Here is a 23,766-nt window from a genome sequence, read left to right as displayed (position 1 = left end):
GCTGAAAATAGCTAAAGTAAGCAAAAATGTCAGGCGCTCACATTGTGCCTGTGCTATTCATATGCGTTCCCAATGATTGCCTGTTAAGGTCTCTGAATCCGATGTCGATCGAGAAAGTCGCTCAGCTGGCTGGCGTTTCCAAAGCCACAGTATCGCGGGTTCTCAACGCGCATCCCGGCGTAAAGCCCGATACGCGTGAGAAAGTTCTGGCGGCCATCTCTGCCTGCGACTATCAGCCCAACTTACTGGCGCGTCAGTTGCGCACGGCGCAAAGCCACATGCTGCTGGTGCTGATATCGGATATCACTAATCCCTTCTGTTCACGCGTGGTGCAGGGCATTGAGGCCGAAGCAGAACTGCACGGTTATCACATCCTGCTCTGCAACTCCGCCTCGAAGCTTCAGCGTGAAGCCGCCTATCTCTCCCTGTTGACCGGGAAAGTGGTGGATGGCGTTATTACCATGGATGCTGCTTCAGGCTTACCGGATTTACAGGCGCTGATCGCCGGTGCGCCCTGGGTGCAGTGCTGTGAATTTGATCCGGATATCCCCGCTTCCTCAGTCAGCATTGATCACCAGGAGGCAGCCCGCGACACCGTCCATTATCTCGCCGGGAAAGGGCGTAAACGCATCGGGCTGGTCAATGGCGATATGCGTTACCTGTACTCACATCATCGGGAAAAGGGTTACCGGCAGGCAATTGAGGAGCTGGGATATGCATGGTCCGGCATCTCCTATACCTACGAGATCTCCTGTGAGGCGGGCAGCCAGGCACTGAGAGAACTCATGGCGCTACCGGAACCGCCGGACGCAGTGTTTGCGGTGTCAGACGTGCTGGCGGTGGGCGTGGTGCATGCGGCGCTGGAAGCGGGTCTGCGCGTGCCGGAAGATCTGGCGGTGGTCGGGTTTGATGGTGTGTCGTTTACCCGCAGCCTCAATCCGCCACTGACCACCATCGAGCAACCGATGAACCAACTGGGCGCGCGCAGTGTGCAGCTGCTGCTGCAGAAGATTCGTAATCCGAACGCGCCAGTGATTCGTGAGGTGCTGCCCTGGACGCGCGTCGAACGCGCATCCAGTTAACTCAGTGCCAGATTAACAGCACGCAGGCCGCAGTCAGCAGCCCCATGGCGAGGTTAAAGATTTTCCAGGCGCGTCGGCTGCGCAGGATGCGGCCGATCATCGCGCCAAATCCCATCCAGATCACGCCCGAGACCAGATTAACCAGAAACATGCCGACGCTTATCGCCATGACCGAATGGCGATATGCATCACCGGCCAGACTGAAGCTGGCGACCGCACCCAGCGCCATCAGCCAGGCCTTGGGATTGATCAGCTGCAGCAACCCACCCTGCCAGAACGGCATCGGCGCATCCGGCGCCTGGTCAGTTTCCAGCTTTTCATAACTGGACGTCGCTATCTTCCACGCCAGCCAGAGCAGATAGAGGCTACCGGCGATCTTCAGTACCAGATGCAGCGATGGATAGAGCAGGATCAGACCGCCTACGCCAAAAGCCACCATCAGCAGCATCACCTGCATGCCGATCATGATGCCGATCATCAGCGGAATAGTGCGCAGAAAGCCAAAATTAGCGCCCGAGGCGGTGAGTAACATATTATTGGGACCTGGCGTAATGGCCGCGACCCAAAGAAATCCCAACATTGATAAGAAAAGACTCAGTTCCATGGCAATCGGGTACTCCTTACCCTGCAAGAAAAAACTTATCGAAGCTAACAGTGTGATATGGAACAGACAAGCTTTTACCACATGAAATTTACCGGACCGGAAAACGAGCACTTCACGCCACCTGACAGTCTGCGCAACGCGCACCTGCAGACAATGCTGCCGCGCCTGTTGCGTCGCCGTATCACGGTCGATCCTCACTGGCAGCGCCTCGATCTGCCGGATGGCGACTTCATTGATCTCGCATGGAGCGAAGATCCGCAGCTGGCAAAGCATAAACCGCGCGTTGTCCTGTTTCATGGCCTGGAGGGCAGCTTTCACAGCCCCTATATTCATGGCCTGATGGCGGTATGCCGCGCGCGCGGCTGGCTGGCAGTGGTGATGCATTTTCGCGGCTGTAGCGGCGAACCTAACCGGCTGAACCGCATCTACCACTCCGGCGAAACTGAAGATGCCCGCTTCTTCCTGCACTGGCTGCGCAGCCGCTGGGGTCACGTTCCCACCGCCGCCGTCGGTTTCTCACTGGGCGGCAACATGCTGGGCTGCCTGCTGGGCCAGCAGGGCACAGCCGCTGAGGTGGATGCGGCCGTGATTGTCTCCGCTCCGCTGCTGCTGGAACCGTGCAGCGTGAAACTGGAACGCGGCTTCTCACGTTTCTATCAGTACTACTTGCTGGCGCAGCTCAAGAAGAATGCCCGCCGCAAACTGCATGCCTGGCCGGACACGCTGCCGGTCAATCTGACGCAACTCAAAGCGCTGCGGCGACTGCGCGATTTTGATGATGCGATTACCGCCCGCGCCCACGGTTTTGTTGATGCAGCAGATTACTATCATCGCGCCAGCGCTATGCCCTGGCTGAAGCACACAGAGAAACCGCTGCTGATCATCCACGCCAAAGATGATCCCTTTATGAGTGATGAAGTGATCCCGCACAGCAGCCAATTATCTGCCACTATTACTTATCAACTGACCCCCCACGGCGGCCACGTAGGTTTTGTCGGCGGGACGTTACGCCAGCCTGAAATGTGGCTGGAACAGCGCATCCCGCAGTGGATCGCCCCTTTTCTGGATAACTGATCACGTGATTATTCCCTGGCAACAGGTCTCACCAGAGACCCTTGAAAATCTGATTGAAACCTTTGTACTACGCGAAGGCACAGACTACGGCGAGCAGGAACGCAGCCTGCTGGACAAAGTAGCTGATGTGCGACGCCAGCTGGAAACCGGTGAAGTGGTGCTGGTGTGGTCGGAACTGCATGAATCGGTCAACATCATGCCACGCAAAGAATTTCGCGGCTGATGCACCCGGCATCATTTCATGATAACAATGCTCATCGCCCGACCTCACAGGGAGCTTTTCTATGTCTGCACGTCATCCCATTATCGCGGTGACCGGTTCCAGCGGCGCAGGAACCACCACCACCAGCCTCGCGTTTCGCAAAATCTTTCAGCAGCTCGATCTCCATGCGGCCGAACTGGAAGGTGACAGCTTTCACCGCTTTACCCGCCCGGAAATGGATATGGCAATTCGTAAGGCGCGCGATTTAGGACGTCATGTCAGCTACTTCGGCCCGGAAGCCAATGACTTTGGTCTGCTGGAGCAGAGCTTTAAAGAGTATGGTCAAAGCGGACAGGGCCAATCACGTAAATATCTGCACACCTACGATGAAGCCGTGCCGTGGAATCAGGTGCCCGGCACCTTTACGCCCTGGCAGCCGCTGCCGCAGAACACCGACATTCTCTTTTATGAAGGCCTGCATGGCGGCGTGGTGACGGCGCAGCACAACGTGGCGGAACAGGTCGATCTGCTGGTGGGCGTGGTGCCGATTGTTAATCTGGAGTGGATTCAGAAGCTGGTGCGCGACACCGGCGAGCGCGGTCATTCACGCGAAGCGGTGATGGATTCCGTGGTGCGCTCGATGGAAGATTACATCAATTTCATCACGCCACAGTTCTCACGCACTCACCTCAACTTTCAACGCGTCCCGACTGTCGATACCTCAAACCCATTCGCTGCCCGCGCCATTCCGTCACTGGATGAGAGCTTTGTGGTGATTCACTTTCAGGCGCTGGAAGATATCGACTTCCCCTACCTTTTGGCGATGCTGCAGGGTTCGTTTATCTCGCACATCAATACGCTGGTAGTGCCCGGCGGCAAAATGGGTCTGGCGATGGAGTTGATCATGGGTCCGCTGGTGAAGCGACTGATGGAAGGCAAACGGATTGAATAAAAGGCCAGTCATGGCTTCTCAGCCGAGTGACTGGACCTGATCAGGGTGAATCTGACAGCAACACGTACGTTCCACACGCAGGGAGCCGCCTGACACCGGGCTGGCTCAGATTTTGCCCGTGACTTTAACGGCCCCTCAGCCTGTTACAGCTCAATGACTTCATAGCTATGGGTAATCGTCACACCTTTACCCAGCATAATGGCCACCGAACAATATTTTTCAGCAGAAAGATCCACCGCGCGTGAGACCGCTTTATCCTGGAGCCCTTTACCACTCACGATAAAATGCAGGTTGATGTGCGTAAAGATTCGCGGCGCCTCTTCACGACGTTCTGAGGTCAGTTTTACTTCACAATCAGCCACATCGTTGCGGCCTTTTTGCAGAATTGAAACCACGTCAATCGCGCTGCATCCGCCGGCCGCCATCAGCACCATCTCCATTGGGCTGGGCGCTTTATCACCCGAATTTCCATCCATCAGTATCTGATGGCCGGATGAGGATTCTCCGAGGAATGTCAGCCCTTCTACCCATTTCACTCTTGCCTGCATGATTTTTGCTCCGGAATACGCTGTTTTCTCGCCAGAGTACGCTTTCGCCTGGTAAACAGCAATCCAGAGAAATCCGCCTATAGCTGAAGCGAGACAACAGAAGACAGTCGGCAAAAGCTGTGCTACAAACAGTGCTGAAAATATTTTTCGTCACCCGATGGCGAAGCCGGGAAGGATGATGCGCACTGCGCCTGATGCGGCCCGAATAATTTCCTGAAATGGAAACGCTTGAAGCTTTCACCGCCTGACAGGGAAAACTGCCCCCTGTATTTTGGGCACGATTACAACAGAGGATAATAGCGAATGGTTCTCGGCAAACCGCAAACAGACCCTACACTCGAATGGTTCCTGTCCCATTGCCATATTCACAAGTATCCATCCAAAAGTACGCTGATTCACCAAGGTGAAAAAGCAGAAACGCTTTACTACATCGTTAAAGGTTCCGTCGCGGTTCTGATTAAAGATGAAGAAGGCAAAGAGATGATTCTTTCCTACCTGAATCAGGGCGATTTTATTGGTGAGCTTGGCCTGTTCGAAGAAGGCCAGGAGCGCAGCGCCTGGGTGCGTGCGAAAAGTGCGTGCGAAGTGGCGGAGATTTCTTACAAGAAATTCCGTCAGCTGATCCAGGTTAACCCTGACATCCTGATGCGACTCTCATCGCAGATGGCGCGTCGCCTGCAGGTCACGTCTGAAAAAGTGGGTAACCTCGCTTTCCTCGACGTCACCGGACGCATTGCACAGACCCTGCTCAACCTGGCGAAGCAGCCAGATGCCATGACGCATCCCGACGGCATGCAAATCAAAATCACGCGTCAGGAAATTGGCCAGATTGTTGGTTGTTCACGTGAAACCGTGGGCCGTATTTTGAAGATGCTGGAAGATCAGAACCTGATCTCCGCACACGGCAAAACCATCGTCGTTTACGGCACCCGCTAATTCCTGTCACCCACGGCGTGATGGCAACATCACGCCGTTATTGTTTGTGTTGGGCCGATGTGGCGTCGAATTATTTACCATCCTGAAGTTAACTACGCCTTGCGGCAAACGCTGGTGCTCTGTCTGCCGGTGGCGCTGGGCTGGCTGGCTGGCGACCTGCAAAAAGGTCTCCTGTTCTCATTAGTGCCCGCCTGCTGCAACATCGCCGGTCTGGATACCCCGCATAAACGCTTCTTCAAACGCCTGATCGTTGGCGGCAGCCTGTTTGCCCTCGGCAGCTTTCTGATGCAGTGGCTTACCCTGCATGCTATTCCGCTGCCGCTGATCCTGTTTGCCATGCCCTTATTGCTCGGCGTTACCGGCGAGATCAGCCCGCTGCATGCTCGTCTGCTGCCCGGCACCCTGATTGCCGCCATCTTTACCCTGAGCCTGATTGGCCGCATGCCAATCTATGTTCCCCCGCTGCTCTATATCGGCGGCACGCTGTGGTACGGGCTGTTCAACTGGTTCTGGTTCTGGCTGTGGAAAGAGCAGCCGATGCGCGAGAGCCTGAGCCTAATCTACCGCGAGCTGGCTAACTACTGCGACGCCAAATATACCCTGCTGACGCAGCTGACCGACCCGGAAAAGGCACTGCCACCGCTGCTGGCCCGTCAGCAAAAAGTGGTCGATCTGATTAACACCTGTTATCAGCAGATGCATATGCTGTCGGCAAGTCGCGATCACAGCCATAAACGGCTGACGCGCGCCTTTCAGGTCGCGCTGGATCTGCAGGAACATATCTCGGTCAGCCTGCATCGGCCGGAAGAAGTGCAGAAGCTGGTCGAACAGAGCCATGCGGAAGCGGTGATCCGCTGGAATGCCAAAACCATTTCAGCCCGGCTGCGGGTGCTGGCGGATAACATCCTTTATCACCAGCTACCCGACCGCTTTGCGATGGATAAACAGCTCGGCGCGCTGGAGAAGATCGCGCATCAGCATCCCGACAATCCGGTGGGTAACTTCTGTCTTTACCACTTCAACCGCATTGCGCGGGTTCTGCGCACGCAGAAACCCCTGTATCAGCGCGATCTCATGGCGGACCGTCAGCGTCGTCTGCCGCTGTTACCGGCACTGCGCAGTTATCTTTCGTTCCGCTCCTCGGCGCTGCGCACTGCCGGACGCTTTGCGGTGATGCTGATGCTGGGCAGCGCGCTGGCGCTGTTCTTCAACATCCCCAAACCCTACTGGATCCTGATGACCATTATGTTCGTCAGCCAGAACGGCTACAGCGCCACCCGTGTCCGCATCCAGCACCGGGCGCTGGGCACCTTTGCTGGTCTGGTCATCGCGGCCGCGACGCTGCGCCTGGCGGTGCCGGAATCGCTGGTGCTGATGATCATGCTGGCGATAACCTTTATCAGCTATCGCTTTACCCGCCAGTTCTATGGCTGGTCGATGATTGGCTTTACGGTCACGGCGGTTTACTCGCTTCAACTGCTGTCGCTGAATGGCGCGCAGTTCCTGCTGCCGCGACTGATGGATACGCTGATGGGCTGTCTGATCGCCTTCGGCGGAATGCTGTGGCTGTGGCCGCAGTGGCAGAGCGGCTTACTGCGGCAAAATGCCCATGATGCGCTGGAAACCTATCAGGATGCTCTGCGGCTGTTGCTGGGCGACGAACAGTCACCAGAGAAACTGGCTTATCAGCGCGTGAAGGTTAATCAGGCACACAATGCGCTATTTAACTCACTCAATCAGGCGATGCAGGAACCGGCGTTTAACTCCCGCTATCTGAGTGATATGCGACTCTGGGTCACGCACAGCCAGTTTATTGTTGAGCATATCAATGCGATAACGATTCTGGCGCGGGAGCACACCATGCTGACGAGCGCACTGGCTGAACGCTATCTGCAATCCTGTGAAATCGCGCTGCAGCGGTGTCAGCAGCGGCTGGAATATGATGGTGAAAGCTCACAGGTGAATCTGCTGGATGACCTGGAGAATATCAGCGAGGGACCGATCACGGTGGTGGAGCAGCATGTACGGCGCATTCTCGATCATCTGAGCGTGATGTACACCATTTCATCGCTGGCGTGGAACCAGCGACCGCAACATGGCCGCTGGCTAATCAGACGCTTACGTAAAAACTAATCTAGCCGTTGAGTACGTTGCCGACGGCGGTGGCGAAGCGGCTCATGCCCTCTTCAATGTCGGCCGGTTCGATAATCAGTGACGGGGCAAAACGCATCACGTCGGTGCCGGCTACCAGCACCATCACGCCTTCAGCGGCGGCGGCATTCAGAATGTCGCGTGACCTGCCGGCATGCTGAGGTTTCAGCGCTGCACCAATCAGCAGCCCTTTGCCGCGAATGTCGCTGAACAGATCATACTTCGCGTCGATGGCCTCCAGCGCCGTGACAAAGTGCTGACGACGCCTCTCCACACCCGCCAGCACCTCCGGCGTATTGATGATATCCAGCGCCGTTTCGGCGATAGCACAGGCCAGTGGATTGCCACCATACGTGGTGCCATGCACGCCCGGCGCCATGGTCGAGGCGATCTCGTTGGTCGTCAGCATGGCGCTGACCGGGAAACCGCCGCCCAGCGCTTTGGCTGAGGTCAGAATATCGGGCTGAATGCCATAATGCTCATAGGTGAACAGCTTGCCGCTGCGTCCCATACCACTCTGCACTTCATCCAGCACCAGCAGCGCCTGATGCTGATCGCAAAGCTCACGCAGTCCCTGCATAAACGCCTGTGTCGCGGGCACGACACCGCCCTCACCCTGAATCGGTTCAACCACGATGGCGCAGGTATGATCGTCAATCACCGCTTTTACCGCATCCAGGTCATTGAACGGCACGTGGACGATGTCCGCCGGTTTCGGCCCGAACCCGTCAGAATACTTTGGCTGTCCGCCGACCGTAACGGTAAACAGCGTCCGGCCATGAAAGGCGTTATGGAAAGCAATAATCTTACTTTTGAACGGACTGTGACGTTTGCAGGCGTAATAGCGCGCCAGCTTAAACGCGGCTTCGTTGGCTTCGGCACCGGAGTTGGCAAAGAAGACGCGATCAGCAAAGGTTGCCTGGATTAACTTACTGGCGAGGCGCAACGCCGGTTCGTTGGTGAAAACGTTGCTGGTGTGCCACAGCGTCTCGCCCTGGCTTTTCAGCGTCTCTACCAGCGCAGGATGACAGTGTCCAAGTGCGGTGACGGCAATACCACCCGAGAAATCGATATACTCTTTGCCCTGCTGATCCCATACGCGACTGCCCTTGCCTTTTACCGGCACGAACTGCGCAGGTGCATAAACAGGCAAAATAACGTTATCGAACGTCTCCCGCGTGACCGCAATTTTTTCCGCTGCCATTAGTAACCCCATCTGAATGATTGTTGTGCTGCCTTGAAATAATAATCACAAAATATGCATAAAAAACCACTCAAAGGCAACTTATTGCTCAAGGAAATTGCGCAGCAACTGATGTCCCTGCTCGCTGAGAATGCTTTCGGGATGGAACTGTACGCCTTCCAGCGCCAGGGTTTTATGGCGGAATCCCATAATCTCGTCAGGCTCGCCGTCACGCACCGTCCAGGCAGTCACCTCGAATGCGTCAGGCAGAGAATCGCGCTGCACAATCAGCGAGTGATAGCGGGTCACAGTAAGGGGATTATTGAGATTGCGGAACACGCCCTGGCCGGTGTGCTGAATCGCGGAGGTTTTGCCGTGCATTACCTGACGCGCACGCACCACCTGTGCGCCATACGCCTGCGCAATCGCCTGATGGCCCAGGCAGACGCCCAGCACCGGCAGCTGCCCGGCGAAGTGCCTGATCGCTGCCAGAGAGATGCCTGACTCCGATGGCGTGCAGGGGCCTGGGGAAATCACCAGATGCGTCAATGGTAGCACCGCCATCTGTTCCAGGGTGATGGCATCATTTCGTACCACCTGAACCTGCGCGCCCAGCTCGCAGAAGTATTGATAAAGATTCCAGGTAAAGGAGTCGTAATTGTCGATAATCAGCAGCATGACGTGTCCAGAATGATAAACCGCGCCGCTATTCTACGCGGTCAGGCCGCCTCACTCACCACTTTCGCAAAGACCTGCTCCAGCGGGGCCAGGTCTCCGGCCACACCGGCCTGATTAGCCGCTTTCCAGTTTTCAGCATCCGTCTCTTCCCAGTTCAGCAGATATCCGGCATGCAGCGCCAGCTGTTCAAAGAAAATCCGCTGTGCCCGACCGTTTCCGTGGCGGAAAGGATGCAGCATATTGATTTCGCAATAGTAGTGAGCGAGGCGCTGAATAAATTCGTCACGCGGCAGATCAGCTAATCCCTTCTCCTCTTCCAGCGCGGCCATCAGGGCATTGCCTTCCTTTTCAATATATTCGAAATGACAGAACGGCGTCTCATCACGCCAGATATCGATAGTGCGCAGTTCACCTGCCCAGCTGTAGACATCCTGAAACAGCGTGCGATGGATCTGACGCAGGTAAGGCAACCCGGCATTACGGGGACCCAGCTCCAGCGTGGCGGCGCGCGCCGCACTAAAGCTCAGCTCCGCCTTGCGCAGCTGCGCAGCGTCATGAATATCGGGCAGATTTTTCAGCACATTGTCATGCTGCCACAGGTAGGGATCCTGACTGACGGCGGTATTAGAGTCCATATTGCCTCCTCAGTGACGCCAGACGTGCGGCTGCATCATCGCTGTTGACGCTGGTTTCATTCGGCGAGAAGCCTTCCAGCCGGCAGCTGGCCTGATAGCTGGCGCTACGCCGCTGTTGCCACAGGGTGACCTTCTGTTTTTCGGTGAGTTTGTTCGCCATGCCGCCTCCTGCTCAGGTTTTTGCCCTAAGTATAAGAGCAATTTCTGGCTTTGCCGGAGGCGGCAGGCGGTCGCCATCCGCAGATGGCGACGAAAAGCGTTAAGGCAGGACTTTAGCGGAGAGGATAACTACCGGTTTGGACGGAACATTCTGGTAAGGACCCACATCTTTGGTCGGTACCTGAGAAATTTTTTCAACCACATCCTGACCTTTCACAATCTTACCAAATACGGCGTAGCCAAAATCACGCTGTCCGTGGTCGAGGAAGGCATTATCCGCGACGTTGAGGAAGAACTGGCTGGTCGCACTGTCTTTATCGGCGGTACGCGCCATAGAGATGGTGCCGCGAAGGTTACGCAGGCCATTGTCCGCTTCATTCTTAATCGGCGCGTTGGTCTGCTTCTGCTGCATGTCAGTGGTGAAACCACCACCCTGCACCATAAAGCCCGGGATCACGCGGTGAAAAATAGTGTTGTTGTAAAAACCGTTGTTGACGTAATCAACGAAGTTTTTCACAGAGACCGGCGCTTTTTGGTTATTCAGTTCGAGTTCGATATTGCCGGCGGAGGTGGTGAGCAGAACGTGGGTGTCACCTTTTGCGGCCAGCGCCTGGGCGGAAACGGAAGAGAGCGCTAACAGGGTGATGGCCGCTGTTAAAGTACGTTTGAACATGAGAGATTCCTTACCTGGGAGAGCGGGCACAAAAACGTGATTGATTGTAAAGAGACTCTATTCCAGGAGCCAGCGTTTTACCTATATTTACGCTGTTAGGGCAAATGAGGTGAGCAAACGTTAACCCTCCGCAATTACGTGATTAAAATCACACATCACATGAAATATGGATCAGTAATTTCACTGCTTGTTTATTAAGATCACAGTTCCGTTTACACTTTCTGACACTTTTTGGCACCCGGTTCTCAACAGGTTCAGAACATGACAAACCGTAATCGTATTGGCCTTACCTGGATAAGCTTCTTCTCCTACGCGCTGACCGGCGCGCTGGTGATCGTTACCGGCATGGTAATGGGCGATATCGCAAAAGATTTCCAGATCCCCATCTCCAGCATGAGTAACACCTTCACCTTCCTCAACAGCGGCATCCTGGCTGCGGTTTTCCTGAACGCCTGGCTGATGGTGATTGTGCCACTGAAACGTCAGCTGATTTTCGGCTTCGTCCTGATGGTGCTGGCGATAATCGGGCTGATGACCAGCCGCGATCTGACCATTTTCTCGCTCTGTATGTTTGTCCTGGGCGTGGTCAGCGGCATTACCATGTCGATCGGCACCTTCCTGATCACTCACATGTATGAAGGCCGTCAGCGTGGTTCACGCCTGCTGTTTACCGACTCCTTCTTCAGCATGGCGGGTACGCTGTTTCCGGTACTGGCAGGGGTTCTGCTGGCGCGTCAGCTGCCGTGGTACTGGGTCTACGTCTGCATCGGCTTTATCTACGTCGCCATCTTTATCATGACGCTGTTTGTTGAGTTCCCGGTACTGCGTAAGCCTGAAAACAGCCCGACCGTTGAGAAAGAAAAATGGGGTGTGGGCGTGCTGCTGCTGGCTGTCGCGGCACTCTGCTACATTCTGGGCCAGCTCGGCTTTATCTCCTGGGTGCCGGAATATGCCACGAAAGTCATGGGCATGAACATCAATGACGCCGGACAACTGGTGGGCAGCTTCTGGACGGCTTATATGGTCGGCATGTGGGCCTTCAGCTTCCTGCTGCGCTTCTTCGATCTGCAACGCATTCTGATGGTGCTGGCGGGTCTGGCAACCGTGCTGATGTACTGGTTTGTCAGCAGCAGTGATGCCAGCATGCTGAAGTGGATCATCATGGTGCTGGGCTTCAGCTCCAGCGCGATTTACACCACCATCATCACGCTCGGCTCGCTGCAGACCAGGGTCGCGTCACCGAAACTGGTGAACTTCATCCTGACCTGCGGTACCGTCGGCACCATGCTGACCTTTGTGGTCACGGCGCCTATCGTTGAGAAAAGTGGTGTGCATACCGCACTGGCGACGGCTAACGCGCTCTACGCCGTGGTGTTTGTGATGTGTGCCCTGCTCGGCTTTGTCAGCCGTCATCGTACTCACGGTCACGTCATGCATTAATCATTCAGGGCGGCGAGTGATCGCCGCCCTGCTGTTTACCGCCGGAAGTCGATGCGCTCCCGTTCCCGCCAGTAAATTTCGCTTTCTGCGGGCTTTGTCTCTGCAACCACCACGCCGCGACGCACCGAATAGCGCACCGGAACCTGCCTTCTCACCGCATCAAAACCGCTTTCTGCCGGCAGAATAATCAGACTGGCCTCGTTGCCGCTCTGAATGCCATAGCCTGACAGCTGCATAGTCTTCGCGCTGTTATGCGTAATCAGATCCAGGCCCGCATCGATCTGCTCATAGCCCATCAGCTGACAGACATGTAAGCCCATATGCAGTACCTGCAGCATATTGGCAGTGCCCAGCGGATACCAGGGATCAAACACATCGTCGTGGCCGAAGCAGACGTTAATTTCCGCATCCAGCATCTCTTTCACCCGCGTTATCCCGCGCCGCTTAGGATAGGTGTCAAAGCGTCCCTGCAGGTGGATATTGACCAGCGGGTTGGCGACAAAGTTAATACCCGACAGTTTAAGCAGCCGGAACAGCCGTGAGGCATACGCGCCATTATAGGAGTGCATCGCCGTGGTATGACTGGCGGTCACGCGTGCACCGTTGCCATCGCGATGTGCCAGCGCCGCCACGGTTTCCACAAAGCGCGACTGTTCATCATCGATCTCATCGCAGTGAACATCGATCAGCCGGTCGTAGCGGTTAGCCAGCGCAAAGGTTTTATGCAGCGACTCGACGCCATATTCGCGGGTGAATTCGTAATGCGGAATCGCGCCAACCACATCTGCGCCCAGCCGCAACGCCTCCTCCAGCAACGCTTCGCCGTTGGGATAAGAGAGAATGCCTTCCTGAGGAAACGCCACAATCTGCAGGGTGATCCATGGCGCCATCTCTGCTTTCACTTCCAGCATCGCTTTCAGCGCCGTCAGTGACGGGTCTGACACGTCAACGTGGGTGCGGACAAACTGAATGCCGTTGGCGATCTGCCACTTCAGCGTCTGCAATGCCCGTTGTTTAACATCTTCGTGGCTGAGTAGCGCCTTGCGTTCGGCCCAGCGCTCAATCCCTTCAAACAGCGTCCCGGACTGGTTCCATGCCGGTTCACCCGCCGTCTGGGTGGTATCCAGATGAATATGTGGCTCAATAAAGGGCGCGCAGGCCAGGCCGCCCTCGCCATCCAGCGATTGTTGCACCGGTGAAGGCTGCTGCGGTTGAGCTGAAATTCGGGCTATTTTTCCGTCGGCGATTTCGATTTGCCACAAACCTTCCCGCCAGGGTAGACGCACATTATTGATCCACTTGGGTGACAGCATGGCTGATTCCTTATCCAGTTAACCTGTGGGGTTAAAACTAGCACGATTCATACCTCACGCGGCAATGCAGGATATTCAGCAGGTTAGCCCTTACGAATAAACTTAATTAAAATCAAATATATACCTCTTAATAGGTATATAGGGTCGTGATTGATGTATATCAATAAGCGCCAAAAAGGGCGCGCTATTGTAGCCGCAGATATCGCAAATTTGAGGCCAAAATGAGCAAGCACAATGTCGTCGTTATCGGTAACGGCATGGTCGGCCACCGCTTCATAGAAGAGTTACTTGAGAAAGCAGAACCCAACCTGTTTTCGCTGACCGTCTTTTGTGAAGAACCCCGCGTCGCCTACGATCGTGTCCACCTGTCCGCCTACTTTTCTCACCACACGGCTGAAGAACTGTCATTGGTCCGTGAAGGCTATTACGACAAGCATCAGGTCAATCTGCTGCTGGGCGAGCGCGCCATCACCATTAACCGTGATGAGAAACTCATCCACTCCAGCACCGGTCGCGCCGTTCACTACGACACGCTGATTTTTGCTACGGGATCTTATCCGTGGATTCCGCCGATTAACGGTGCTGAAGGTAGCGACTGCTTTGTCTATCGCACCATCGAAGATCTCAACGCCATTGAAGCCTGCTCACGCCGCAGCAAACGCGGTGCGGTAATTGGCGGCGGTCTGCTGGGACTGGAAGCCGCGGGTGCACTGAAAAATCTGGGCATTGAAACCCACGTCATTGAGTTTGCGCCCGTGCTGATGGCAGAACAGCTCGATCAGCAAGGCGGTGAACAGTTGCGTCGCAAGATTGAGCAGATGGGCGTGCGGGTCCACACCAGCAAAAATACTCAGCAGATTGTGCACCACGAGCATGGCGGTAAAACACTGCAGTTTGCCGATGGCAGCGCGCTGGAAGTCGATTTCATCGTCTTCTCTACCGGTATTCGTCCGCAGGACAAACTGGCGAAGCAGTGTGGATTAACGCTGGGTCCGCGTGGCGGCATCGCCATTGATGACCAGTGCCGGACCAGCGATCCCGCCATTTACGCCATCGGTGAGTGCGCGGCCTGGCAGCATCGCATCTACGGTCTGGTGGCACCGGGTTACAAAATGGCACAGGTCGCCAGCGACCATCTGTTGGGCCGTGACAATGCGTTTACCGGCGCGGACATGAGCGCCAGACTCAAGCTGCTGGGTGTCGATGTCGGCGGCATTGGTGATGCGCGCGGCACTACGCCAGGCGCGCGCAGCGTAGTCTGGCTGGATGAAGGCAAATCAGTCTATAAGCGCCTGATTATCAGCGAAGATCAGAAAACCCTGCTGGGTGCCGTGCTGGTGGGCGACACCAGCGACTATGGCAACCTGCTGCAACTGGCGCTGAATGCCATTCCGCTGCCCGCTAATCCGGAAGCGTTGATTCTGCCGGCGGGCAGTGGAGATAAACCCGCCATCGGCGTTGATTCCCTGCCAGATAGCGCGCAAATCTGCTCCTGCTTCGACGTCAGCAAAGGCGACATCATCAAGGCGGTTCAGGGCGGCTGTCACACCGTGGCGGCGCTGAAAAACAGTACCCGTGCAGGCACGGGCTGCGGTGGCTGTATTCCTCTGATCACTCAGGTGCTTAACAGCGAACTCAGCCGTCAGGGCATTGAGGTCAATAACCATCTTTGCGCGCACTTCGCCTGGTCCCGTCAGGAGCTTTACCATCTGATTCAGGTGGAAGAGATCAAAACCTTTGACGAACTGCTGGCCCGCTATGGTCAGGGTTATGGCTGTGAAGTCTGTAAACCTGCGGTTGGCTCACTGCTCGCGTCCTGCTGGAATGAGTATGTGCTCAAGCCACAGCACGCGCCGTTGCAGGACAGCAACGACCTCTATCTGGGTAATATCCAGAAAGATGGCACCTATTCGGTGATCCCGCGTTCGCCTGGCGGTGAAATCACGCCACAGGGCCTGAAGGTGATTGGCGATATCGCCGAACGCTACCAGCTCTACACCAAAATTACCGGCTCTCAGCGCATCGGTCTGTTTGGCGCGCAGAAAGACGATCTGCCCGCTATCTGGTCACAGCTGATCGATGCCGGATTTGAAACCGGTCAGGCCTATGCCAAGGCGCTGCGTATGGCGAAAACCTGCGTTGGCAGCGCCTGGTGCCGTTACGGCGTGGGCGACAGCCTCGGCTTTGGCGTGATGCTGGAGAACCGCTACAAAGGCATCCGCACACCACACAAAATGAAATTTGGCGTCTCTGGCTGCACCCGTGAATGTGCGGAAGCCCAGGGCAAAGATGTCGGCATTATCGCCACCGAAAAAGGGTGGAGCCTTTACGTCTGCGGCAACGGCGGCATGAAACCGCGCCACGGCGATCTGCTGGCGGCCGATCTCGATCAGCAGACGCTGGTCACCTATCTCGACCGTTTCATGATGTTCTATATCCGCACCGCCGACCGCCTGCAGCGCACTTCGCTGTGGCTGGAGAGTCTGGAAGGCGGCATCGACTATCTGCGCAACGTGATCGTGGATGACAAACTCGGCCTTAACAGCCAGATGGAACAGCAACTGGCACAGCTGCGCGCCAGCGTCAGCTGTGAATGGCAAGCTACGCTGGAAGATAAAGACCACCTGACACGCTTCGCCCACTTCATCAACTCGCCGCAGCGCGATCCTGCTGTGCAGCGGGTGGCAGAGCGTGCCCAGCATCGCCCGGCACGCCCCGAAGAACGTATTGCCGTGACCCTGATTGAGGAGACCGAATCATGAGCCAGTGGAATCCAGTGTGCCCGCTTACACAGATCCTGCCCGCCACGGGCGTCTGCGCGCTGGTCAAAGGCCAGCAGGTGGCTATCTTCCGTCCGCGCGATGATGAACAGCTCTATGCGATCAGCAATATCGACCCGTTTGCCGATGCCAGTGTGCTGTCACGCGGCATTATTGCCGAACATCAGGATGCGCTCTGGGTGGCCAGCCCGTTGAAAAAACAGCATTTTCGCCTCTGCGATGGCCTCTGCATGGAGGATGAAACGCGCTCCGTGGCGTCCTGGCCAGTGCGCGTCAATGCCGGACAGATCGAAGTCTGCCTGTAACGCCCGTCAACAGCCCGCCTCTGCGGGCTTTTTTAAGGATCTCTGATGGACTACTTCCCCTTGTTCTGCCGCCTGCAGGGCCGACGCTGCCTGCTGGTCGGCGCGGGTGACGTGGCTGAGCGAAAAGCACGCCTGCTGCTGGAAGCTGGCGCCGGGCTCTGGGTTGGTGCCCCTGATTTCTCCCCCACCTTCCGGGAATGGGCGCAGCAGAAAGCCATCACGCTGTTGCCCGGGCATTTCGATCCTGAGTGGCTGACCGGTTGCTGGCTGGTTGTCGCCGCGACAAATGATGACGCAGTCAATCAGCAGGTGGCGGAAGCAGCTGAAAAACAGCAGATTTTCTGCAATCTGGTGGATGCGCCGCAGCAGGCCAGCGCCATTATGCCGTCGATCATCGACCGCTCCCCGCTGATGGTCGCCGTCTCTTCCGGTGGACGCGCGCCGGTGCTGGCGCGTCTGTTGCGGGAGAAGCTGGAAGCGATGCTGCCGCAGCATCTGGGCCAGCTGGCGCAGCGGGCGGGCACCCTGCGCGAGCGGGTAAAAAAGCAGTTCAACGCCATCAATGCCCGACGTCACTTCTGGGAGCAATTTTTTAACAGCGAGCGGCTCGCCCAGACCCTGGCTAACGGCGACGGCGAACGTGCGGAACAGATTACTGATGCACTTTTTAGCGCAGATCCTGTTCAGCAGGGTGAAGTGGCACTGGTCGGTGCCGGTCCGGGCGATGCCGGATTGCTCACCCTCAAAGGCCTTCAGCTGATCCAGCAGGCGGATGTGATCGTTTATGACCGTCTGGTCTCCGAAGAGATCCTGAACCTGGTACGCCGCGATGCTGAACGCATCTTTGTCGGGAAACAGGCGGGACATCACTGCGTGCCACAGAATGAGATCAACCAGTTGCTCTGCGACCAGGCGCAGCGCGGAAAGCGCGTGGTGCGACTGAAAGGCGGCGAGCCCTTTATCTTTGGTCGCGGCGGTGAAGAGCTGGAGGCGCTGGCGCAGTTGCAGATTCCATTCAGCGTGGTGCCGGGGATTACTGCTGCATCAGGCTGTGCGGCCTACAGCGGTATTCCCCTGACACATCGAGATCATGCGCAGAGCGTGAGGCTGGTTACCGGGCATCTGCAGAAATCAGGCACGCTCGCCTGGCAGACGCTGGCGGCAGAACAGCAGACACTGGTGTTTTATATGGGGCTGGCACAGGCCAGAGAGATTCAGCAGCAGTTAATAAAGCATGGGATGCGCAGCGATATGCCGGTGGCGCTGGTGGAAAACGGCACAAGCACGCGTCAGCGGGTCGTCACCGGGACACTGAGCGAGCTGGAAATGTTAGCCGGACAGGTGATCAGTCCCAGCCTGATGATCATCGGCAGCGTGGTGAGTCTGCGCGACAGCCTGCGCTGGTTCTGAGCCGGCAAATAAAAACGGCGGGCACAAAGCCCGCCGTCCTTTTTGTCTGTTCAGCCATTACGGCATCGCGACAAAACCTACCGCCTGATAAACCTTCTTCAGCGTTTCCTGCGCCTGTGCACGTGCTTTCGCCGCGCCATCACGCATGACCTGCTCCAGCAATGCTTCATCGTTGCGGAAGCTATGATAACGTTCCTGCAGCTCAGAGAGCATGCCCGACACGGCATCGGCTACTGCGCCTTTCAGATGGCCATACATTTTACCTTCGAATTCCTGCTCCAGCTCGGCGATGGTTTTACCGGTTACGCCAGACAAAATATCCAGCAGGTTAGAGACGCCCGCTTTCTCTTTGATGTCGTAGCGCACCACTGGCGGCTCTTCTGAATCCGTAACGGCGCGTTTGATCTTCTTCACGACCGCTTTAGGATCTTCCAGCAGGCCGATGACGTTGTTACGGTTATCATCAGACTTGGACATTTTTTTGGTCGGCTCCAGCAGCGACATCACGCGTGCGCCGGATTTTGGAATGAATGGCTCTGGCACCCGGAAGATATCGCCATAGATCGCATTGAAGCGATGCGCGATATCGCGGCTCAGCTCCAGATGCTGCTTCTGATCTTCACCCACCGGCACCTGATTAGTCTGATAAAGCAGAATGTCAGCGGCCATCAGCACCGGGTAGTCAAACAGACCGGCGTTAATGTTCTCTTCGTAACGCGCTGATTTATCCTTGAACTGCGTCATGCGGCTCAGTTCGCCGAAATAGGCGTAGCAGTTCAGGATCCAGCTCAGCTGCGTATGCTCTGGCACATGCGACTGAACAAAGATGGTGCTTTTTTGCGGGTCGATACCACAGGCCAGATAGAGCGCCAGCGTGTCCAGCGTCGCTTTACGCAGTGCAGCAGGATCCTGACGCACGGTAATCGCGTGCAAATCAACGATGCAATAAATGCAGTGGAAATCATCCTGCATCTGCACCCACTGACGCAGCGCTCCCATATAGTTGCCGATGGTCAGTTCGCCGGACGGCTGTGCGCCGCTGAAAACGATGGGTTTCATACGTAAGTCCTGATATTTACAGCCCCAGTGTGGGCAAAAGTTCGTCGAAAGCGTCAAGGGTTAAATCGGGCTGGCTGGTCGCGATCGGCTCGCCATAGTTATAGCCAAACGTCATACCGACATTAGGTACGCCGGCCGCCTGCGCCGCCTGGATATCATTGCGCGAGTCGCCAACAAACAGCAACTCATTTGGCAGTACGCCGAAGGTCCCCAGCACCATAAAGATCGCCGCAGGGTGCGGTTTCTTAACCGGCACATCGTCGCCACCGATAATCAGGGAAAACGCATCGGCAATGCCAAGCGACGCCAGCAGCGGTGCCACAAAGGGTGTCGGCTTGTTAGTCACAATCGCCATCGGCAGACCGGAAGCCTTTAATGCGTCCAGCGTCTGCTTCACCTTTGGGAACAGTGTACTGCCGGCATCGACAGTATCAGCGTAATGCCTGTCAAACAGCACCCGCGCATCACGTTGTTCTTCGGGCTGCGGCTCGCGGCCCAGTGCGAAGGTCAGCGCACGGGCCATCATGATATCGGCACCGTTACCAATCCAGGTTGAGACACGCTCAAGGCCCGCCTGCGGCAGACGAAGATCTTTCAGCGTACGATCAATCGCATCGGCCAGGCCTGGCGCGCTATCCACCAGCGTGCCATCAAGATCAAACGCCAGCGCCCGAATATCAGTGAAATGAGCCATTGGCCTTCTCCAGTTCGTTGCGCATATCGTCGATCACTTTTTTATAGTCAGGGTGACCGAAGATGGCAGAACCGGCGACAAACATGTCGGCGCCTGCGGCAGCAATCTGGCCAATATTATCGATTTTAACGCCACCATCCACTTCAAGACGAATGCTGTAACCGCTCTGATCGATACGTCTGCGCGCTTCACGCAGTTTATCCAGGGTGCCCGGAATAAATGACTGACCGCCAAAACCAGGGTTCACTGACATCAGCAGAATGATATCCAGCTTATCCATAACGTAATCGAGGTAGCTCAGCGGGGTCGCCGGGTTAAAAACCAGACCCGCTTTGCAGCCGTGCTCTTTAATTATCTGCAGAGTGCGGTCAACGTGCTGGCTGGCTTCCGGATGAAAGGTGATGTAGGTGGCACCGGCTTTGGCGAATTCCGGGATCAGCGCATCTACCGGCTTCACCATGAGATGCACATCGATGGGGGCGGTGATGCCATAGTCACGCAGTGCTTTCAGCACCATTGGACCCATGGTCAGATTAGGGACGTAATGGTTGTCCATCACGTCGAAGTGAACCACGTCACCTCCGGCCGCCAGCGCTTTGGCTGTGTCTTCGCCCAGGCGAGCAAAGTCCGCCGAAAGGATTGAAGGGGCCAGCAAATATTGTTTCATCCGATTCTCCCACTGTTGTGCGCCCGCCCTGCGGCTGGCGTAATGCGTTGGTCGCGGACGAAACAGACTAGCGATAAAGTGCCAGCAGTTCGTCGACCTTGGTGCGACCGGCTATGCTCCGGCTGATAGAACGCCGGGCTTTGACCACATGTAACACTGCATCCTGATACCATAAACGCGTCAGTGCAGTATCGTGGTTAGAAATCAGTACCGGAATCCGGTTCTCCGACGAAGCCAGCTGTGCCGCTAACGCCGCCAGATTCTCCTGCTCACGCAGGCTGAAGCTGTTGGTGTGATAAGCCGTAAAATTAGCCGTCGCTGACAGTGGCGCATAAGGCGGATCGCAATAGACCACCGAGCCTTTGCCAGCGCTGGTCAGGGTAACATCGTAAGATTCACAGACAAACGTCGCTTTTTGCGCGCGCTCGGCAAACCATAACAGTTCTGCCTCCGGAAAGTAGGGTTTGCGATAGCGGCCAAATGGCACGTTGAACTCACCACGCAGGTTATAGCGGCAGAGGCCGTTGTAACAGTGACGGTTCAGATAGAGGAACAGCAGCGCACGCTGGTAGGCGTCGGTGCTGGTGTTAAATTCGGTGCGCCGCTGGTAATAACAGATCTCGTTGTTACCTTCCGGCGTAAACAGCAGTTGCGCGTCACGGATGAAATCCGCCGTGCGCGTTTTAACAATGTTGTAGAGATTAATCAGGTCACTGTTGATATCAGCAAGATGGTAGCGATCAAATTCAGTATTCAGAAACACCGAACCCGCACCAACAAACGGCTCGACCAGACAGTCGCCTTGCGGCAGATGACGATGGATCTCTTCTACTAAGGGAAATTTTCCCCCTGCCCATTTCAGGAAAGCGCGATTTTTTTTCATGCTGTCGTGGTTATTACATCTTATTGTGAGGCTGTGGCTGTACCGACAGCAGATCTGCGCTTAAAACGGGGCCAGAGACTGGCCCCACATCCGCTATTGGCTGGCTTCTTTTTTCACCTGGCTAACGGGTTTAACCCAGGGGTTCTTCGCACGAACTTCCGCAGGCAGCGACGCGACAGCGCGTTTAGCATCTGCCGGCGTGGCATAAGAGCCACTCACCAGCACGTACCACGGCTCACCGTTACGGGTGGTTTTGTAGACATGATACCCACTCAGATTCTGCTGCTTCGCCCAGGCATTCAGGCTTTCCGCCTTTGATGCACCGCTCAGCTGCAGTGTATAGCTGCCGCCTGGCACGGATTTACTCACTGAGCTGCTGCCTGCCGCCGCAGTGGCCGGAGCCGGACTGGCTGGTGTCCGTGCTGGCGTAGTATGCGTTTTGCTGTCACGGGTTGCAGGCTTCGCCGCCGTTTTATGCGATGACTCGTGCACCGGACGGGAAGAAGCAGTGGATTTGTTCGGCGTCTGACGGCCTGAAGGTGTCGTGACAGGATTCGCCGCCGTACCGGCATTGCCGCTAACGGTAGCAGGTGCTGTTGGCAGTGAACTTCCACCCTGCGTTCCCATGGCAGCATTGTCGACCTGCTGCTGCTGATTTGTCAGCGCGCTATTCAGATCGCCTGGCAGCGTGACACGCTGCTGATTCGCTGGCGCGTCAACTGGCGCGGCCTGCGTAGGCGTAGACGCCACAGGCGGCATCGAAACGTCGCGCTGCGGGTCAGACGTAGCATCGCCGCTGGTCGTTGCGGTATTTTCACTGGTGGCTGGCGTGGTCTGACCGGCTGACGGAGGAGTCTGTCCACCGGACATGGAAGAGGAGCCGCCCAGGTCAATATTCTTCTCGCTGCCGGAACTGCCATTGGCAGCAGGGGGTGTTCCTGCAGTCGCAGGTTTTTTCTCATCCGGGCCATTCAGCGCCGAACCTATTCCCAGCACCAGTAACAGCAGGACCAAAATCCCAACGCCCATCATGATGCGCTGGCGCGAAACCGGTGCTTTGGCCGCGGTAGACGACTTACGAGGGCGCGAGGGACGGCGGTCGCTGGCGTCAGGTTTTAACTCGTCTTCCGGTTTAAACTCATCCATTTTGGCTCCTCCGTAAAGCGGCATTCCGCACTGCGCACCCTGCGCGCCGCGTCACCACTCAACTGCTTTATCTCAGGGTTGCTGACAATCGTTAATTGCAGCCAGCACCATATCATGTGCCACGCCACCACGCACTTCAGAGCGGCCAATCGACAGCGGGAGTATCAGCCGCAGTTCGCCCGCCAGAACTTTTTTATCGCGCATCATGTGCGGCAGATACATCTCAGCACTCATCGTCTGCGGCCCATACACCGGTAAACCGGCACGCCGGAACAGGGCAATAATGCGTTCGGTCTCTTCCGCCTGGAACTGCCCCAGACGTTCAGCCGTGCGTGCTGCCATGACCATGCCCGCCGCAATGGCTTCACCGTGCAGCCAGTTGCCGTACCCCATGTGCGCTTCAATCGCATGACCAAAAGTATGGCCCAGATTTAGCAATGCCCGCTGACCGTTTTCACGCTCATCGGCCGCTACAACCTCGGCTTTCAGTTCACAGCAGCGACGAATACAGTACGAAAGTGCCTGTTCATCCAGCGCCAGCAGAGCATCAAGATTTTGCTCCAGCCACTGGAAAAACGCACCGTCGAGGATGATGCCGTACTTAATCACTTCCGCCAGACCGGATGCCATTTCGCGGGCGGGAAGCGTCTTCAGACAGGCCGTATCAATCACCACCGACGCGGGTTGATAAAATGCGCCGATCATGTTTTTACCCAGCGGATGGTTAACGGCCGTTTTACCGCCAACCGAAGAATCAACCTGCGACAGTAAGGTAGTCGGTACCTGAATAAAGCGTACGCCACGCTGATAACTGGCCGCAGCAAAACCGGTAAGATCGCCAATGACGCCGCCGCCCAGGGCGATAAGCGTCGTATCACGACCGTGCGGCTTTTGCAGAAGTGCAGTAAAAACCTGATCCATCACGGCCAGCGTCTTATATTGCTCGCCGTCGGGTAAGATCACCTGATCCACTTTTACACCTGCCGCCGTCAGCAACGCTGTCAGCGAGTCAAGATAGAGCGGAGCCAGCGTCTGGTTTGTCACCACCATGGCATTTTCGCCCGCTGTTAGCGGCCAAAAAGAAGCCGGATCGTTAAACAGTCCGGCGGCGATAGTGATGGGGTAACTGCGTTCCCCCAGTGAGACGGTGATCTTCTCCATGATGCTCGATACCTGTTAAAGAGCCTTCGAA

General features: G+C 56.2%; 24 protein-coding genes. 10 read left to right on the top strand and 14 right to left on the bottom strand.

Features of this window, described 5'->3' with window-relative positions; translation table 11 throughout:
* The first annotated feature begins 101 nt into the window (after positions 1 to 101).
* Positions 102 to 1,082, top strand: a complete 981-nt coding sequence (locus ACR8BF_RS01960; RefSeq protein ID WP_179898865.1) for a LacI family DNA-binding transcriptional regulator — start codon at positions 102 to 104, stop codon at positions 1,080 to 1,082.
* Position 1,083: 1 nt separating this feature from the next.
* On the opposite strand, the gene ACR8BF_RS01955 is transcribed toward ACR8BF_RS01960, so the two are convergent.
* Positions 1,084 to 1,686, bottom strand: coding sequence for a LysE family translocator (locus ACR8BF_RS01955; protein ID WP_179898864.1), 603 nt, complete (start codon positions 1,684 to 1,686; stop codon positions 1,084 to 1,086).
* Between the two features lie 57 nt (positions 1,687 to 1,743).
* Here ACR8BF_RS01955 and ACR8BF_RS01950 point away from each other — a divergent pair, with 57 nt between their 5' ends.
* The 3 genes from ACR8BF_RS01950 to ACR8BF_RS01940 all read left to right on the top strand — a co-directional run bounded on the left by ACR8BF_RS01950 (position 1,744) and on the right by ACR8BF_RS01940 (position 3,914).
* Positions 1,744 to 2,760 (top strand): hydrolase, encoded by a 1,017-nt coding sequence (locus tag ACR8BF_RS01950; RefSeq protein WP_434745491.1) that lies wholly within the window; start codon positions 1,744 to 1,746, stop codon positions 2,758 to 2,760.
* Between the two features lie 4 nt (positions 2,761 to 2,764).
* The gene (locus ACR8BF_RS01945; protein WP_003852945.1) at positions 2,765 to 2,983 is read left to right on the top strand and encodes a YheU family protein; all 219 of its coding nucleotides are present in this window, start codon (positions 2,765 to 2,767) and stop codon (positions 2,981 to 2,983) included.
* A 61-nt stretch (positions 2,984 to 3,044) separates the two neighbouring features.
* Positions 3,045 to 3,914 carry a phosphoribulokinase gene (locus ACR8BF_RS01940; RefSeq protein WP_179898862.1) on the top strand — a complete coding sequence of 290 codons (870 nt, stop codon included), beginning with the start codon at positions 3,045 to 3,047 and terminating at the stop codon, positions 3,912 to 3,914.
* Between the two features lie 143 nt (positions 3,915 to 4,057).
* Here ACR8BF_RS01940 and ACR8BF_RS01935 read toward each other — a convergent pair whose 3' ends face one another.
* Positions 4,058 to 4,462: an OsmC family protein gene (locus ACR8BF_RS01935; RefSeq protein WP_179898861.1), complete on the bottom strand. Its 405-nt coding sequence runs from the start codon at positions 4,460 to 4,462 to the stop codon at positions 4,058 to 4,060.
* 303 nt (positions 4,463 to 4,765) lie between these two features.
* Here ACR8BF_RS01935 and crp point away from each other — a divergent pair, with 303 nt between their 5' ends.
* Positions 4,766 to 5,398 carry a cAMP-activated global transcriptional regulator CRP gene (gene crp / locus ACR8BF_RS01930; protein ID WP_003852956.1) on the top strand — a complete coding sequence of 211 codons (633 nt, stop codon included), beginning with the start codon at positions 4,766 to 4,768 and terminating at the stop codon, positions 5,396 to 5,398.
* Between the two features lie 57 nt (positions 5,399 to 5,455).
* Positions 5,456 to 7,531 carry a YccS/YhfK family putative transporter gene (locus ACR8BF_RS01925; RefSeq protein WP_179898860.1) on the top strand — a complete coding sequence of 692 codons (2,076 nt, stop codon included), beginning with the start codon at positions 5,456 to 5,458 and terminating at the stop codon, positions 7,529 to 7,531.
* Position 7,532: 1 nt separating this feature from the next.
* On the opposite strand, the gene argD is transcribed toward ACR8BF_RS01925, so the two are convergent.
* From argD to ppiA, 5 genes are all read right to left on the bottom strand, one after another.
* Complete coding sequence (argD, locus tag ACR8BF_RS01920; protein ID WP_434745490.1) at positions 7,533 to 8,753, bottom strand: bifunctional acetylornithine/succinyldiaminopimelate transaminase; 1,221 nt, start codon at positions 8,751 to 8,753, stop codon at positions 7,533 to 7,535.
* An 81-nt stretch (positions 8,754 to 8,834) separates the two neighbouring features.
* Positions 8,835 to 9,410, bottom strand: coding sequence for an aminodeoxychorismate/anthranilate synthase component II (locus ACR8BF_RS01915; protein WP_292986867.1), 576 nt, complete (start codon positions 9,408 to 9,410; stop codon positions 8,835 to 8,837).
* A 41-nt stretch (positions 9,411 to 9,451) separates the two neighbouring features.
* Positions 9,452 to 10,045 (bottom strand): putative adenosine monophosphate-protein transferase Fic, encoded by a 594-nt coding sequence (locus ACR8BF_RS01910; protein ID WP_179898857.1) that lies wholly within the window; start codon positions 10,043 to 10,045, stop codon positions 9,452 to 9,454.
* On the bottom strand, positions 10,035 to 10,205 hold the full coding sequence (locus ACR8BF_RS01905; RefSeq protein ID WP_314985323.1) for a YhfG family protein: 171 nt from the start codon (positions 10,203 to 10,205) through the stop codon (positions 10,035 to 10,037). Before ACR8BF_RS01905 ends, ACR8BF_RS01910 begins: the two co-directional genes overlap by 11 nt.
* 99 nt (positions 10,206 to 10,304) lie before the next feature.
* A complete protein-coding gene (gene ppiA, locus ACR8BF_RS01900; protein ID WP_003852970.1) occupies positions 10,305 to 10,877 on the bottom strand; it encodes a peptidylprolyl isomerase A in 573 nt (190 codons plus the stop codon).
* A 261-nt stretch (positions 10,878 to 11,138) separates the two neighbouring features.
* Here ppiA and tsgA point away from each other — a divergent pair, with 261 nt between their 5' ends.
* A complete protein-coding gene (tsgA, locus tag ACR8BF_RS01895; protein WP_179898855.1) occupies positions 11,139 to 12,317 on the top strand; it encodes an MFS transporter TsgA in 1,179 nt (392 codons plus the stop codon).
* A gap of 35 nt (positions 12,318 to 12,352) precedes the next feature.
* Here tsgA and ACR8BF_RS01890 read toward each other — a convergent pair whose 3' ends face one another.
* Positions 12,353 to 13,630 carry a cytosine deaminase gene (locus ACR8BF_RS01890; RefSeq protein ID WP_179898854.1) on the bottom strand — a complete coding sequence of 426 codons (1,278 nt, stop codon included), beginning with the start codon at positions 13,628 to 13,630 and terminating at the stop codon, positions 12,353 to 12,355.
* A gap of 221 nt (positions 13,631 to 13,851) precedes the next feature.
* On the opposite strand from ACR8BF_RS01890, the gene nirB reads away from it, so the two are divergent.
* From nirB to cysG, 3 genes are read left to right on the top strand one after another with little or no spacing between them, the layout of a single operon-like run.
* Positions 13,852 to 16,392: a nitrite reductase large subunit NirB gene (gene nirB, locus ACR8BF_RS01885; protein ID WP_434745489.1), complete on the top strand. Its 2,541-nt coding sequence runs from the start codon at positions 13,852 to 13,854 to the stop codon at positions 16,390 to 16,392.
* Positions 16,389 to 16,715 (top strand): nitrite reductase small subunit NirD, encoded by a 327-nt coding sequence (gene nirD, locus ACR8BF_RS01880; protein ID WP_179898852.1) that lies wholly within the window; start codon positions 16,389 to 16,391, stop codon positions 16,713 to 16,715. Before nirB ends, nirD begins: the two co-directional genes overlap by 4 nt.
* A gap of 45 nt (positions 16,716 to 16,760) precedes the next feature.
* Positions 16,761 to 18,125 (top strand): siroheme synthase CysG, encoded by a 1,365-nt coding sequence (gene cysG, locus ACR8BF_RS01875; protein WP_434745488.1) that lies wholly within the window; start codon positions 16,761 to 16,763, stop codon positions 18,123 to 18,125.
* A 57-nt stretch (positions 18,126 to 18,182) separates the two neighbouring features.
* Here cysG and trpS read toward each other — a convergent pair whose 3' ends face one another.
* The 6 genes from trpS to aroB form a co-directional block, all read right to left on the bottom strand.
* On the bottom strand, positions 18,183 to 19,184 hold the full coding sequence (gene trpS, locus ACR8BF_RS01870) for a tryptophan--tRNA ligase (protein ID WP_136196875.1): 1,002 nt from the start codon (positions 19,182 to 19,184) through the stop codon (positions 18,183 to 18,185).
* A gap of 16 nt (positions 19,185 to 19,200) precedes the next feature.
* A complete protein-coding gene (locus tag ACR8BF_RS01865) occupies positions 19,201 to 19,878 on the bottom strand; it encodes a phosphoglycolate phosphatase (RefSeq protein WP_313701338.1) in 678 nt (225 codons plus the stop codon).
* Positions 19,862 to 20,545 (bottom strand): ribulose-phosphate 3-epimerase, encoded by a 684-nt coding sequence (gene rpe / locus ACR8BF_RS01860; RefSeq protein WP_179898849.1) that lies wholly within the window; start codon positions 20,543 to 20,545, stop codon positions 19,862 to 19,864. Before rpe ends, ACR8BF_RS01865 begins: the two co-directional genes overlap by 17 nt.
* A gap of 67 nt (positions 20,546 to 20,612) precedes the next feature.
* Complete coding sequence (gene dam / locus ACR8BF_RS01855; RefSeq protein ID WP_179898848.1) at positions 20,613 to 21,428, bottom strand: adenine-specific DNA-methyltransferase; 816 nt, start codon at positions 21,426 to 21,428, stop codon at positions 20,613 to 20,615.
* 93 nt (positions 21,429 to 21,521) lie between these two features.
* On the bottom strand, positions 21,522 to 22,574 hold the full coding sequence (locus tag ACR8BF_RS01850) for an SPOR domain-containing protein (protein ID WP_434745487.1): 1,053 nt from the start codon (positions 22,572 to 22,574) through the stop codon (positions 21,522 to 21,524).
* Between the two features lie 72 nt (positions 22,575 to 22,646).
* The gene (aroB, locus tag ACR8BF_RS01845; RefSeq protein ID WP_434745486.1) at positions 22,647 to 23,735 is read right to left on the bottom strand and encodes a 3-dehydroquinate synthase; all 1,089 of its coding nucleotides are present in this window, start codon (positions 23,733 to 23,735) and stop codon (positions 22,647 to 22,649) included.
* Positions 23,736 to 23,766 lie beyond the last annotated feature (31 nt).

This window comes from Candidatus Pantoea rara (genome assembly GCF_051136265.1).
Classification (GTDB): Bacteria; Pseudomonadota; Gammaproteobacteria; order Enterobacterales; family Enterobacteriaceae; genus Pantoea; species Pantoea rara.
This window is presented reverse-complemented; position numbering and strand designations above follow the sequence as displayed.